The sequence below is a fragment of the Paenibacillus sp. GM1FR genome (assembly GCF_002803315.1).
Taxonomy (GTDB): domain Bacteria; phylum Bacillota; class Bacilli; order Paenibacillales; family Paenibacillaceae; genus Paenibacillus; species Paenibacillus amylolyticus.
This window is the reverse complement of the sequence record NZ_MKZL01000009.1, coordinates 19989-34825: the sequence shown is the minus strand read 5'-3', so window position 1 is coordinate 34825 and position 14837 is coordinate 19989. Positions and strand designations below refer to the sequence as shown.

At 47.3% G+C, this 14837-nt stretch carries 13 protein-coding genes; 3 read left to right on the top strand and 10 right to left on the bottom strand.

From position 1 onward, the window contains the following. Positions 1–10 precede the first annotated feature (10 nt). The 3 genes from PAEAM_RS32200 to PAEAM_RS05240 all read right to left on the bottom strand — a co-directional run bounded on the left by PAEAM_RS32200 (position 11) and on the right by PAEAM_RS05240 (position 4365). A complete protein-coding gene (locus tag PAEAM_RS32200; protein WP_243391274.1) occupies positions 11–1627 on the bottom strand; it encodes a 3' terminal RNA ribose 2'-O-methyltransferase Hen1 in 1617 nt (538 codons plus the stop codon). Positions 1628–2044: 417 nt separating this feature from the next. Then, on the bottom strand, positions 2045–2845 hold the full coding sequence (locus PAEAM_RS05245) for a nucleotidyltransferase domain-containing protein (protein ID WP_100526887.1): 801 nt from the start codon (positions 2843–2845) through the stop codon (positions 2045–2047). Positions 2846–2871: 26 nt separating this feature from the next. Continuing rightward, positions 2872–4365, bottom strand: coding sequence for a TROVE domain-containing protein (locus PAEAM_RS05240; protein WP_100526886.1), 1494 nt, complete (start codon positions 4363–4365; stop codon positions 2872–2874). Between the two features lie 371 nt (positions 4366–4736). On the opposite strand from PAEAM_RS05240, the gene PAEAM_RS05235 reads away from it, so the two are divergent. Both PAEAM_RS05235 and PAEAM_RS05230 read left to right on the top strand, forming a co-directional pair. Beyond that, positions 4737–6092, top strand: a complete 1356-nt coding sequence (locus PAEAM_RS05235; protein ID WP_100526885.1) for a helix-turn-helix transcriptional regulator — start codon at positions 4737–4739, stop codon at positions 6090–6092. Beyond that, positions 6040–6924, top strand: coding sequence for a WYL domain-containing protein (locus PAEAM_RS05230; protein ID WP_100526884.1), 885 nt, complete (start codon positions 6040–6042; stop codon positions 6922–6924). The genes PAEAM_RS05235 and PAEAM_RS05230 overlap by 53 nt, the downstream gene beginning before the upstream one ends. A gap of 260 nt (positions 6925–7184) precedes the next feature. Here PAEAM_RS05230 and PAEAM_RS05225 read toward each other — a convergent pair whose 3' ends face one another. The 6 genes from PAEAM_RS05225 to PAEAM_RS05200 form a co-directional block, all read right to left on the bottom strand. Continuing rightward, on the bottom strand, positions 7185–7688 hold the full coding sequence (locus tag PAEAM_RS05225; protein WP_100526883.1) for an LURP-one-related/scramblase family protein: 504 nt from the start codon (positions 7686–7688) through the stop codon (positions 7185–7187). A 180-nt stretch (positions 7689–7868) separates the two neighbouring features. After that, a complete protein-coding gene (locus PAEAM_RS05220; RefSeq protein ID WP_036672426.1) occupies positions 7869–8609 on the bottom strand; it encodes a hypothetical protein in 741 nt (246 codons plus the stop codon). Next, on the bottom strand, positions 8606–9304 hold the full coding sequence (locus PAEAM_RS05215; protein ID WP_017690291.1) for an ABC transporter ATP-binding protein: 699 nt from the start codon (positions 9302–9304) through the stop codon (positions 8606–8608). The genes PAEAM_RS05220 and PAEAM_RS05215 overlap by 4 nt, the downstream gene beginning before the upstream one ends. Beyond that, a complete protein-coding gene (locus PAEAM_RS05210) occupies positions 9297–9683 on the bottom strand; it encodes a GntR family transcriptional regulator (RefSeq protein WP_036606428.1) in 387 nt (128 codons plus the stop codon). Before PAEAM_RS05210 ends, PAEAM_RS05215 begins: the two co-directional genes overlap by 8 nt. A 225-nt stretch (positions 9684–9908) precedes the next feature. After that, positions 9909–10772, bottom strand: a complete 864-nt coding sequence (locus PAEAM_RS05205; RefSeq protein WP_165789840.1) for an aldo/keto reductase — start codon at positions 10770–10772, stop codon at positions 9909–9911. Between the two features lie 46 nt (positions 10773–10818). Beyond that, positions 10819–11376, bottom strand: coding sequence for an STM3941 family protein (locus PAEAM_RS05200; RefSeq protein WP_100526881.1), 558 nt, complete (start codon positions 11374–11376; stop codon positions 10819–10821). Between the two features lie 506 nt (positions 11377–11882). On the opposite strand from PAEAM_RS05200, the gene PAEAM_RS05195 reads away from it, so the two are divergent. Further along, positions 11883–13892 (top strand): S9 family peptidase, encoded by a 2010-nt coding sequence (locus PAEAM_RS05195; RefSeq protein WP_100526880.1) that lies wholly within the window; start codon positions 11883–11885, stop codon positions 13890–13892. 130 nt (positions 13893–14022) lie between these two features. Here the strand turns inward: PAEAM_RS05195 and PAEAM_RS05190 are convergent, their stop codons facing one another. Further along, positions 14023–14712 carry a stalk domain-containing protein gene (locus PAEAM_RS05190; protein WP_100526879.1) on the bottom strand — a complete coding sequence of 230 codons (690 nt, stop codon included), beginning with the start codon at positions 14710–14712 and terminating at the stop codon, positions 14023–14025. Between the last annotated feature and the right edge of the window lie 125 nt (positions 14713–14837).

The window sequence follows — 14837 nt, the reverse complement described above, 5'->3', positions numbered from 1 at the left end:
GTTTTTCCACTCATGATAGACTCTCCTTTCTCCGTTCAAAAATGACCAGTTGGGTAGGTTGTCCATAGCCCTCTACATGCTCACCGATACCCATAATTTCATAGCCATAGTTCCCGTGCTGCGTCCATTCCTCACACCGGGAAGCCAGCTCCGCACGAGTCCACTCAAAGCGATGATCATGGTGGCGGAAGCTTTCCTGCTCCATTGCATACACTTCGTTATATTCCTTGTTTGGCGTAGTGACCAGCAGCACTTCTGGCTGATATTCGTTCATGATTGTATTCATAATTCCGTTCAGACGATATTCCTCAATATGCTCAATCACTTCGCACAGAATCATGACGTCCTGGTTTTGCATCTGCTCGTCAAAATAAAACAGTGAACCGATGATCGGCTCCGGCATAGCCACCACTCCTGAACGACCCTCCAGCTTAGCAAAGCGCTCCATGGCCCGGAGCCGCGACTGCCCTGAAGGTTCAACGGCCAGAATGGCCTCCACACCGGGAATGTACGCCAAACGGGCAGACAGCTTGCCTTCACCCGCTCCCATATCAACAATCTTCCGTTTGACTGGCAACGCTGCAATCACATCTGTAATCGTACGATAACGCAACTCGTTTAACCGCACAGGAGGTTCAGATTGTTCATATTGCCCGCCATCTCCTCCAGCTGTACCTGTATCTACATCAGCAATCTTTGCATTACCATCTTCTATCTCTGTATCTACATCTGCATCCGTACATTCACCTGGACCTCTAGAATCTGCATTCAGTTGCTTCTCATCGCTATCGGACTCGGACCCCAGGTACTCTTGTTCTCCTTCTTCCTGATGCCCTGCTTTATTCTCCTGAATAATCGCTTCCGAGGTGTGGCCTATTCCCCTCTCCTGTCCAAAGGACACAGTCAAAGCACCCTCTTGACGCTCATACTGCCGAATCAGTTCGGTAAAACGTAGCGTACGCTTCACAATGAGTTCTTTCAGTGGATGAGCATCCAACCACCCTTCACCATATCGTTTGATTTTATCGATCTCATCTTCACTGATGAAATAATGTTTGTAATTATCCAGCACTGGAATCAGTAGAAAAAGCTGACGCAGTGCATGTTGTACCGTGTTACGACCACGCAGGATGATATGGCGAACCGTGCTTTTATTTTTCAGATTAAAGGAATAGGACAACTCTCCACGTTCCATCGAAACTGCGTATCCTAATGACGAGAATAATTCTTCCACAACTCGATCCGGCAGATCGGACGCCACTGGGCCAAATGTCAGTTCCAACTCAAAAGTATGACCTACCCATTGCACATAGTCTTCCTTGGGCTTACCATTCAGGGCCGTCCCTAGCGCCCCACGTATGTAGGAGCAGAACAAACTGCTGGTCACGAACTCACGATCATTGATATATTGCGTTATGTCATACCCATCGGGTGTACCCCTGACCAGATCCACAGGATCAGGCTCGGCATGAATCAGCACTTCCGTTTCGTTCTCTGTAGTTGTGGTGTACACCATTCTTACATGCACGCCTTTGTCTACGCGGTCATATATATTCAGCGGGTTCTTCGCTAACAAATGGGATACAACCCCCGCGTCAGCGCCGCTTGCTTTCAAGATCAGATGCATCAGTTCTCCTCCTTATATATAAAAAATGTCGTCACGCACTAGTGCGTTTCTTGCAAACCTGCTGAAAGCCCAAGCGTTCTTAAACGTCCCGGAGCCAGAGCAGCACAAGTGCATGATGGAGCGCTAACGAATCGCTGGCGTCTTATTTCATGATGAGAAGCACCCTCGGAAACCTAACAAACCCCAGTCACGCTATATGGAGATAAACCGCCTTCTTCTATCCTTTTATCCGACTTTTTCGGAAAATAACGTGTCTCATGTTCCTTACATTTTAAAAAATCACCCTTGAGGCAACATAAGACGTCCTGTGTTCCTTAGAACATACTCTCCCTCGTGATTCTTCACATTCAGCCAGCCGACCTGGACTATAAAACGTTCGGACGCGGACATTCATCATCGAATCGCTTGCCTGGTGTCCTAATTGTTCCCCCACACCTCTTGTAATGCAAAACGGAAAATCCGGTCCAATTCTTCAAATTGAATAATCCGCTCATTCTCCATCTGGCCGGCCAGTTGTTCAAAATGCTCGATCTTCTCCGCCAAAAAAGCTTGTATTGCGGGCAACTGCGGCTCCAGATCCAGTTCCTCGCCCGCCTTTTTCCGGCGCAGCAATTCATGAATCTCCGTATATAGCGGCGTAGTCGCAGGTACAAGTTCTTGCACAAGATCTTCAAATGCCATCGGCGGCATCGCATCATAACGTTCAATCCAGCCACAAGCGAGCAATGGACGTAGAACATAGAAATACTTTTTGATCTTCACCTGCTCACCTTGTAAATAATCGCGGAAGTTCCCCTTTGCCATATTGAGATAATGATACATGCAGGACTTGGGCGAGAAGGTCAAAGGCGACAGTGCACGGATATGCTGTGCCACGTTATACTGTTCATCATACTGAATGGGGGATTGCAGCCACTCCAGTAACGGTGGATTTGATTTGCGAAACAGCTTCAAAGCCTTACGCAGATCCCAACCATTAATATCGAGCTGATCACTGATGGGGCGTTCGATAACATCCCTTTTATCCTCAATCGACAAGTACCACTCCAGCGGTCTTACATACAAGAAACGAACATCATAATCACTATCCTGTGAAGGAAACCCCCACGCCCGACTGCCAGATTCACAGGCATAGATGATCCTTACCTGCTCCTCCTGTTCAATCTGCTTCAGCTGTTGTCTAATCGTATCTCTCATTTCTTCATGAACGTAGGTCATGGTCCGTCCCCTCCAAATTCCCCAATTTAAATCTCTATCTCTCTCACCCGGTTCGCGAGTGTATCATATCCTGCCACAGTCTCGGCAATATACGTCAATACCGTTTCACTCCAACCGTAGATGTAAAAGGTTTTGCCATCCCGTGGCGGTACCATTGCCTGTTGATAAGGTGCTATATCCACAATAAATGCCTTCAACTCCGGATTCATCATCCGGCGATATCGCTCAAGCTCAGCATATAACGGGCTGCCTTCATTCTGCTGTTCATCGGTGATCATAATGATCTGATCCACTTTTTCTCCGATATCCCGAAGTTCCCGCACCGGTCGACCGGTGTCTGTTCCACCTTGTGCGCGAATACGGTGAGCTTGGGAAAGGATGCTCTCATCCATCTTGGGACGAGCATCTTCAACCATATGGTCGAATAACCAGAACAGCGCGTTACCTCTTGTTTGTTTATATAGTGCCAGTGCCAGCACCGAACCAATCCGTAAATAATCCCCTTGCATGGAACCGGAACGATCCAGGAAAATAGCCGTTTTTCCCGGCAGCGTTGGTAGGTTGCCAATGGATAGCTCTACCGCTTGTCGCAAAGCATCCCGCAGCTCTTCCCTCGCAATCATTTCATATGCACTGGCGAATCGGAATGGTAAGATGCGCGACTTACGCAGGGCTTCTGCATCCGTTAGACGACCTGTTACGTAATCGATATTTTTCGATTTTTCAAAAACTCCCGCACGATCCATTGCATTCAGATGGCGCAGCAACGCAAAAGTCGGCATCTGTGACATTAACGCCTCCCACACCGTACGTGTCGGTTGCATGATCGAGGTGACCACCGAATACGGGAGTTTACCTTTCTCGATCAGATGCATCCGACTTGCCGGGTTTGGGGTAGCTTTCAGCTTTTCAAGCGCCTGCAACTGCGGAAGTTCCGTAAGATCCACCTCATGCCCGCGCAAATAACGGAATAAGGCTTGTTGCTTCGTATCTATCGGCTTGGGATGTGCTGTAGCGATCATATCGCCCAGACTGTATCCACGCCCACGCCCGTTGTATTTGATGGCCCAATATTCAGTAATGCCGTTCAAAAACCGACTCACCTGACGCTTCACCGCTCGGCCGCCCTGTCCCCGACCAGTTCCTCTGAGAATGGTCAGAAAATCGGCCAAGTCAGCCGGTGTCTGTACCACCTTGGAGAATACCTTCGCAAACTGATCCGGGTCCACTTTGGACAGCAGTGCCAGCCCGTATAGAGGCTGTAACCGCATCAAACCTTCATTACGAGCATAGACCAGCGCCCGCGCCATAAACCCTGCATCGACCTCAGCCATCTCCTGATGACTGACCATCGCATCGTCCATCAGTTGCTGGGTATCTGTATAAAACGTATTGTTCAATGTATTGGTCATCAACATCTGTATATATTGTTCCTCCACCAATCGCTCATAGGCTCCATAACCCCCATGATTACGTGTCGTTGGCTGAGGTTGATTAAATAATTGTTTCGCTCTGCTCATCACTCATGACCTCCCGGTGTGAGTCTATTTGCTGTTCTTTCATAATAAAATGTTCCGAGGAAAAAGGTGGGAAGGTATAATACCCGCTCTACCGCTGAGCTACACCGCCATGAACGGCGGCGATTGGATTCGAACCAACGACCTGGTCGATTAACAGTCGAAGTAACCCTCCCTGGCGCCTCGGAACCTTAATTCACAGCGCTTGTTGCTGTCCCGCTTCACAACCTCATTATGCCTCACACATCTACATGCGAACATGGTAAAAGTATGACGACGACTCAATTTCTGAAATGGAGTGAATTTTCATAAGTTTAAAATGAAACCTGCTACTCATCCTGCTACAATGAAGGGATAACAAGGAGTGAATGTGCATGGCAAGAGAGAGTTTTGACAAAGAAATTCAGTTCTTACGCATGTTATCCCTAACAAGCGGTGCATATAACCGCAAACAATATGCCGAGCGGCTTGGCATATCCGTACATACCTTTGATAAAACCAATCGCAGATTAAAAGAAATCATGCAGACCGTCGCCGACCAACGCTCAAGTGCCGAAGCAGGCCGGGAAATGGCAGATCTCGTCCGCTTCCAATACGGGGAGTCGGCAGAGCCTATGTTGCTCTTCCTCTTCCGCGCCAAGTCGATGAAAGAGACTGAAGTTCAGCGGCTTTCTGTCCTTTTGCATACCTTACAACATAAAACCCTGACCGCGATGGAACTGCTGGACGCCTGCTGTGCTGATCTGCCGGAGGATCTGGCGTTACCTGACGAGAAAACCATTCGTTCCGATCTGAAGTATCTGGAAGAGGTTGGGGTTATCCGAAAAGAGCCGGGTGGCAGACCGTATCGATATGCTTTACAACAGGACGTCCTTACCGAATTGACAGTGGAGGAACAGCTGGAGTTGTATGATTTTGTGGATATGATGGCGAACACCCAGGTTCCTTCCGTACAGGGGTACTTATTGCGCGACAGTTTAAAAAAAGCCATTACGGCAAGTTTCCCGCAAGAAGAAGCTACCGAGCCCTATATCTATAAGTATCACTATTATTCTCGTATCCTGGACGAAGCTCATCTCTACACGCTGCTTAGTGCGATTCGTCAGCGTAAACGTGTGCAGTTCCTATACTATTCACCGAAAAAACCATCCAGCTACAGTTCACAGAATACGAATCCACGCTTTGAACGGGAAGCAGGTGGTCGATCCAACCGGATCGTGCCCCTTGAAGTGATCTATGACCATCAGTATGGTCGTTGGTATGTAATTGGATATCAGGGCCGCCGTGGCTTTGTGAAATTCCGCATGGAAGGCATAACACAGTTGGAGGAACAAGATTCAGTAGAAGAGCAATACATGCTTGAACTGAAGCAGCAGTGGACCGACATTAGTCGCTACAGTTGGCTCGTGGATACGGGAAATACCGTGACGGTTCAAGCTCGCTTTTTCCACCCGGAGCGTGGTCAGCGCAACTTTATTCTGGATCGGGTTCGTCTGCAAGGTCAATGGGGCAAAATTATACCCGAAACGGATCATACCTTTCTCTACGAAATCCAGGTCAACGGTACCACTGAGATCAAACCGTGGTTGCGGAGTTTTGGCTCAAGCTGTGAAGTAATCGCACCTCAGAGACTACGCCAAGAGATGATCAAGGAATGGAAGGAGATTGCGGAATATTATGAACCTGTTCGAGAAGATGTTCAATTACCAGATGATGACACGACTGAATGAAACCGGACTGTTCACCTGGACCTCACAGGAACGGGCCTGGCTTCGCATGATGCTGAATCACCCTGCTGCGAGAGAAGCGCTGAGCGCTGTAACGTTGGATAAAATGTACAATATGCTGAATAGTGAGCAGGACCTGAACCTTCAGGATTACCTGACCGAAAAAGCCAAAAGTGAGGAAAACAGTGTCTCTCATCCACTTCTTAGACAATTACGGCTAATCATTCTCCATCACCAAGGATTTCGGCTGATCGGTCGCGTCCGCAATGGACGCACGAGCCATGATGAATTCGGCTTCCCGTATAAACTGGAGTATTCCATGGTCAAAAAAGAATGGTACGTGCTCTGGTATGCTCCTCGCTTCGACAAACTAATGTCGACCAAGCTGCACAGCATCGTTACCGTGGAAGCCCAACCGGTTGAACCGGATACCGCTTCTGGCTACACTGCCCGAATTGCTGTGATAACGGAAAAGCGCAAAACGACCATCACCATCGAGGTACTGCCCGAGTTCAATCAGGAACTGTCCCGAATCCTCTATGCCTTCTCCTGCTTTGAGAAACAGGTCGAGTACCTGGAAGCCAAGCAGACATATCGGATCGAGCTGACCGTTCCGCGCAATGAGATGGATTACGTCTTATCCAAAATGCGTTTTCTCGGAAAACGGGTTCGAATCGCTGACCACACAGTGCTACGGGAACGGATGTCTGAAACAGCTGCGAAGGCACTGGCACGTTATGCGGAAAAAGATCCCGATACGCATTCCGAACACTCCAATGAAGCTCAGCATCACCAACGTGAGGAAGGCTCTCTTGCGAAAGCCGATGGTCAATGATTTTGTAAGATTGGGTTAACCATAACTATTGCTCAAAAGCCAAATCCATATCTATATCCATATACGAAAAAAAGGTCTGGAGAATCTCATCCAAACCTTTTTGGTATACCTGTTTGCTCGTAAAATATCGTGAAGTGGCAACCAGCTTTACTCCGTTCCACTTAAAATCGTTTCCAGTGTCCAACACATTGCTATGAACAAGGTTAAGCGAGTCTTGAAGGGACTGCCTTTGCTAAGATGACGGTTAATGCGCTCCTGTACTACGTTCCTCCACTGCTGCTAGCTGCCGAGTTCCGTCTTTTGTTAATCGCGTGCACGCCCATAACCACTGCAATTAATTCATACGTGTCCAGTTGTTCCGACTGGTTATCTAATACAAATGCGCCTGAACTAAACCAGCCGCTGGTGCGACGGAAACTGGCCACAATGCGGCCACCACTGCCACTTATATCATATTCCTGCGAAAATGCTGGAGCAGACACATCATATGTACCTCGTGATCCTGCGTCATATTCATACTTTTTACTTAAGAAACTGAACCTGGCCCGCAACACACCCAGATGTCTCCCATCTGCTGCAGTGATATCCCAACGATTCGTTAACATGCGAAATTTGCCGCTACAGACCAATCCCTTGTTATCCGATACATCGAGCGAAGAACCAAAGACACTTTTCAAATCCAGATGCCCTGCCTGTTCCTGATTTGGATTCATAATCTCGGTGTAACCTGCGTTAAAAAAGTTATCCCTGAAGTATAGTTCCATAACGCTTTCTCCTTTCCCTTACATATCCTTTTGTTCTCTTTAACCTAATCTCACATCGAGCACACAATATATCTATATATACGTATAATTAATGGTAGTGGATTCAAAAAGTGGATTATTACTGGATGTAAAAAAACGAGCAACCCTGGTTGCTCGCATCACGTTCAAGTTATCCTGTTATCAGACTTCGACTTTTTTGTTGTTCAGGTAAATGGTAGCCCACACCAAGATGACCGCCACAATGACTTCAAATACAATGCTTCCCCACATGCCGTCCGACCATAGTACACCATTGGCTGTGATTGCAATACCTGTACTTTCTTCCGTATACCGGAACATCTCATTTGGACTGAAGCGTCCTGTCGTAATGATATTTTCCAACCAGCCAAGCAGATTAACTAGGACAAAGAATGCAACGATTCCAATCCATGGCCCAGTTCTCCAACGGAAGCTGCCTGCAATCGAGATCGAAAGGAAGATAATGACGGTCATGAATACCATAACCCATGCGCTAAACAGCAACAAACTAATATAATCCGAAACATGCAGACCCGAAAGATCAATATTGGTAGCCATGTTCATTCGTAGCTTCATTGAGATATAGATGTAGGCATGAGTCGCGAATATAATGACTAACCCCAACCCGCAAAGTAGTCCAAAGATCAAAGGAGACAACACATGTGATAGGCCCGTTACGGGTAACAGACGGCGATTATAAGAGCGGATATTGGACGTGTATGTTTTGATCATTTTCACATAAATAGCCACACCAACTCCAACATAACCCATAATGCCAAGCACAATCCCTGTGACCTCAGATACGAAAAGGGAAAGCCCCACTTGAGCGATAATCAAAATAACTAGCCCAGCCAGCAGTGTATTCCAGTTCCTTCTAAAGTCATACTTCAATAATGTCATCATTCCGCATAGACCTCCTTGAACATCTCATCCACACTTTTCCCATATTTCAGACGGAGCGTTTCCACTTCTTCCCGCATCACCAGCTCACCCTCGCGAATAAAGACAACTTCATCAAAAATCCGTTCGATATCATTCACAAGATGCGTGGAGATAATCAGACTGCTGTCTTCATCATAGAATTTGACGATCGCATCCAGAATCTTGCCACGCGCGACCGGATCTACTCCGCCAATCGGTTCATCCAGCAAATACAGACGAGCCTTACGAGAAAGTGCCAGTGTTAGTTGTAGTCGTTCATTCATACCTTTTGACAGATGTCGTACCCGGTCACTCTCGACAAGGTTCATGAAGTCCAGCATCTCCCGCGCCTTCTCCTCATCAAAATCAGCATAGAAATCGCGATAATACGCAATCGCATCCCGCACTCTCATCCACTTCTCGGTTAATGGACGATCCGGCATAAATGAAACCAGCGCCTTTGTCTCCAGCCCAACAGGCTTACCTGTGACTTGAATCGTTCCGCTGCTCGGATGTAACAACCCTGCAACCAGCTTCATGAGCGTACTTTTTCCACTACCGTTGCTACCCAGCAGACCTACGATTCGTCCTGGAGCAATATCCAATGTAATATTACTGAGCGCTTTCTTATTGCCATATGTCTTATTGATCTGGTTCAGTTCAAGGATGTTACTCATGCGTTGTTCCTCCCTTTCCTTCCGCAACGGCATCGGCTACGATGGATAAGATATCCTGCTCTTCGATCCCCAGTTCCTGCATTCCGGTCAGAAAACGTTCCAGCAATTCACCGGCCATCTCTTTTTTGATCGTCATAATCTTCCGCTCCTCACTGGTCACATATCTGCCCAAGCCCCGTTTGGTTTCGACCACTTCTTCCCGCTCAAGCTCCTGAAATGTCCGTTGTACTGTATTTGGATTGATCTGTAGTTCAGCCGCCAGTTCACGAACCGAAGGAATTTTGTCACCTGCCTGAAGTGTCCCGGTTACAATCTGTCTTTTGATGTACTGCATGATCTGCAGATAGATTGGTAAATTATTATCAAATTCTATAGTCACAAAGCTCTCGCTCCTCTCTGTACTGGTGTGTTAGTTACATAGTACACTAGTGAAATAGTGTTGTAAAGCCCATTTGTTAAAATATATATTCGCTCAATTGATGGGCAAGCTTCTGCTATCGATATCCAGACAAAAAAAAGAGCAGAGCGTGAAGATCTGCTCTGCATAACTTTATTAATCGTATTGTTATCTTATTCATATGCTTATCCAATAAAAAAGAGCCAGCTATACGATATCTAGAGGTACTTTGCCTTTAGGTGCAGGGAATGCCTCATCCAAACGGGCGAGTTCCTCTTGTGTCAAAACGATATTCACTGCTGCTGCATTGTCTGCCACATGATTCAGCTGTACCGCCTTGGGAATCGCCAGCACATCTCCATCCCTGATCACCCAGGCTAATGCGATCTGCGAAGTCGTAACTCCTCGATCCTGTGCAATCTCCTGAATGACTGGATGCTCCAACAGTTCACTTCGAAGTCTGCCACCCTGTGCCAGTGGACAATACGCCATTACAGGAACGCTCCGTTCCCGCATCCAGGGAAGCAGATCATGTTCGATACCACGCGAAGCTGCATGGTAAAGCACCTGATTCACCATGCACTGAGACCCCTCCGGCAGACTCCATAACTCCTGCATATCCCTTGTATCCAGATTCGATACACCCCAACGAAGAATTTTACCGGATTGCTTTAATTGCTCCAAAGCCTCAACCGTCTCTTCGAGGGGTACTCCCCCTCGCCAGTGAAGCAAATACAGATCCAGGCGATCTGTTCCTAAGCGCTTAAGACTACGTTCACAGGCCGTAATCATCTGCTTGCGATCCGCATGATGGGGATACACTTTGGATACGAGAAAAACTTCGTCACGATGGCCCGAGATGGCCTTTCCCGTAATAACCTCTGCCCCACCTTCTGCATACATCTCCGCCGTATCAATCACGGTCATTCCCTGTTCAATACCGGAACGCAGTGCGCGTACTTCTTCTTGCTGGCTGGATTGCTTCTCTCCCATGTTCCATGTGCCTTGTCCTATCGCAGGCAGGGCAGTTCCATCCGGAAGTAGAATCGTGCGTGTTTGATTACCATGCATCATCTATATTCCTCCATTCTGAAGACTTATGGACATTCCGACCTCTCTAACGACGACTATACGAATCATAAATCATGTTATCACTCACATGTCTCCAGTGGCTCATCATCATGATATACAATTGATCCAGTGGCACTGTGAGGCTACTTTGGGCAACGCTGATGGTCGCATCGACCATATTGCTGTTGACCGTCATCAATTTGCGTTTCATCCCGTTCTGACGATCCAGAAAGGCTTTCTCGTCCCGCAATTTGACCCCGATCATTTTCTGTCCCATCAATTCATACATAAAAATATTCTCAACGTCTCTCCAGGCCACGGCTCCTCCTGCAGTATAAGAAGATGCATCCACAAACCCATCCTCATCGATTACAAAAGAAGGTTCCTTCTTAATCATCTTTACCAGACTGTAACAGAAACATAGCCCAAAAAACAAAATGGATAGAAGTCCAATCACATCCGAAAGGATGGAATCATTCGTAACTGAAGAACGATCAAAAATCAAAAAAAATCCGGCTGCCACAAAGAGTGCCGCCCCTGCCGTAAGCCACGCCATTCGTTTCCGGTTTGGATATTCCACATGCTGCTCATAGGATGTGCTCAACGTGACGTTCCTCCTCCATTGTGACTGAATCATACAAGTTCTATATAAACGAATGGCTATGAACCAAATAGCTGAATGTAGAACAGGAATTGCATTGTACATTAAACCAAATTCACCAATGTTAAACATTAAAATTAGACCGTTTTTCGTCATTTCTGCGCTTATTCAACATTAGGATTCGTCATCCTTCGAGCAAATCCTTTTAACACACCTATATGAATTGAACTAAAGAATGTTTGCACCACCCACTCCGATGACAGAACAACCTTCCGATCACTGTTATCCCCAGATTTTTCGATTCCACTTTTTCAAAGTGAAAATCCGGGGATAGCCTATGATTCCGATGCAGCTTTCTTTCAGAAAGCTTTTAGGCGAACGCTCTGCTTCTTCAGGTAATTTCTGTCCTCTCCGTTATCACCCTTATTGTCCTGTCCCTAGCTTTCCGTTAATATAAATGGAAAGGTTAGGAAATTAACCAATTCTAATTCATGGTGGGAGGACAAACAATGATGAGTCAGCGCGGCATAACATCGGAAGATCTTTATCAGATTACATGGGTTAATGATCCAACTCCGTCCCCTCAAGGCGGACAACTGGTATATGTAAGCCGGAAAACGAATGAAGCACGTGACGGTTATTGTTCTCACCTGAGACTGCTGCATCTGGGGACTCAAAAGGACAGGCCCTTTACCTCTGGTGAGAAGGATCATTCCCCTGCCTGGTCGCCCGATGGGTCTCAGTTGGCCTTTTTAAGAGAGGTTGATGGGAAATCCCAAGTGTGGATTATCGCATCAGATGGCGGAGAAGCACAGCAAATCAGTCACCTGAAACATGGCGTCAGTTCCCTGCTCTGGTCACCAGACGGTCAAACTTTGCTTGTGAAATCATCCGCGGATATGAGCGGAGATGAAGAATCAGAACATACAGATCCTATAAACGACAAACCCAAACTGCTGCAAGAACATGTCGTAGACCGGATTCGCATGAAATCAGATGCCAGTGGATTATGGAACGGTCGACGTTCCCACCTTTTCGCTCTCGCACCGATCGATGCGGAAGCAATTCCTGTAACTACAGGTCATTATGACGTCGGAGACTACGCCTGGTCCCCGGACGGAACATCCGTCGCTTGGATTGCGCAGATGCCTGAAGAAGGCGAGGACCATAATGATTACACCCTGACTAATCATGTGTACCTCGCCAAGGCAGACGGATCGGATGTGAAGCAGTTGACCCCGGAAGGGTATACGTTCAGCCGACTGGCCTTTGCACCGGATGGACAATCCATTGCACTGCTCGCCAGTGACCGTTCCTATGGAAATGCCACGCTTGTGAAGTTGTACACCCTTCAGATATCAGGTGGTGAACTCGTATGTCTGAGCACAGATTGGGACGTACAGTTGAATCACAGCATTGTTGGCGACATGCGATCACATCTGACAACCACGGGGCCTGTATTCAGCAGGGATGGTTCTTCAATCTTCTGTCTGGCGACCATCCATGGCAGTGTACGCATCGCCAAATTCGCTCGAGACGGCAGCAGTGCTGACTATATATGGCCTGACGAACGGGAGATTTATCAATTTGCCGAGTTGGAAAACGGGCAGATCGTTGCCGCTGTAGCCGATACACTAAATCCTGGTGATCTATATATATATGAACAATCGGAAAATCCCGGGGTAGAACCGATTCAGCTCACCCGCAGCAATCCACAGCTTGAGGATGAGATCCATCTAAGTACACCTGAGACCTTCTGGTTCAATTCCTCAGATGGCCTACGGCTGCAAGGATGGATCATGAAACCTCATGGCATGGTCGACGGGGTCAAAATTCCGACCATTCTGGAGATTCATGGCGGCCCACACATGATGTATGGTTTTACATTTATGCACGAGTTCCAGATTCTCGCCGCACAAGGCTACGCTGTTATGTATATCAATCCACGCGGTGGCCTCGGATACGGGCAGCAGTTTGTAGACGCATGTCGCGGAGATTATGGTGGTGGAGATTATCGCGATCTCATGGAGAGTGTGGATTATGCCCTGTCCCAGTATGAGTTTATCGATGAATCACGATTGGGCGTAACCGGGGGCAGTTATGGTGGCTTCATGACCAACTGGATTGTTGGACACACGGACCGCTTTAAGGCGGCTGTTACCCAGCGTTCCATCTCCAATTGGCTATCCTTCTACGGTGTAAGTGACATTGGATATTTCTTCACGGAAGACCAGATTGGCGGTAACGCGTGGGATGACACGGAAAAGCTGTGGAAACATTCCCCACTCGCTTATGTGGGCAACGTTAGTACTCCCCTGCTCATTTTGCATGGCGAACAGGATCTGCGGTGTCCAATTGAACAAGCCGAGCAGTTGTTCATTGCATTAAAACGGCGCAAGCAGACCACAAGACTTGTTCGTTTCCCAGGGGCAAACCACGAGTTGTCCCGTGGAGGTCACCCTCACTTGAGGGTACGCCGTTTGGAGCATATTGCCGGATGGTTTAACGAGTACCTGTAACGGACTAATATTTAGACTATTAATTCAGAGTATAGAACCAGATATGGATACAACCCTAAAAGCCGTCCAATGAAATCTGTTATGATTTCAACGGGCGGCTTTGGCTGTTCACTTTTTATAGAAGGAAAGATTACTCTTCGCCCCACACTACGGTGATTTCATTCAGATCCTTGTTGGTTGCAGACACCGAACCTGTGATCGTTACGGCATATTTGCCATCTTCACGACCCACAATGCTGAAGCCATCTGCCTGGATATCCTGAGTGTTCTGACTCAAATTTTTGGTCTGGTAGTAGTCTTTGTAGGATGTTCCAACGGTTAGCAACGTTTCTTTGGTTGTGTACGTGAGCACTACTTTTTTGTCACCATCCATTATGTTCTCAATGAGACTTGTTGCCTTCGCATCCTTCGGTAATGGGAAATCAGCCGGAAGATACTTGGACTTCACACCTGCCGCCTGTGAGTTCGTACCTGTAGATGGTGATGTCGTTCCGCTGTTGCCTGTGGATGTTGACCCACCAGAAGAGCTTGAAGAGCCGATGCTAACTTTATTGTTTTGGGAATCATACTTCACTTCGGTCTTTAACGCATCGGCAATCGAACGAACGGGGAGATATGTACTGCCTTGATATGTAATTGGCGCAAGCTTTTTGCCCTGGTCACCTGTCGGTGTAAATTTCTGTCCGTTCACTTCGATGGTGAGCCCATGGTTCAGATAAGCTTTGATCGTCTCCAGTTGTGTACCTGCATATACACCTGCCGATCCGGTTAACACCATGCCAAACACACCCGCAGTAATCAACCACTTTTTGCTTTTCATCCTTAAACGCCTCCTGAGTTCAAATGTCAGCCTTATGCATAATACGATTCAAGACGATCGCTCGATGTACACGAAAGACTCATGTAGTTATGCTCATCATGTATGGATACGAGCTTATTCGGATA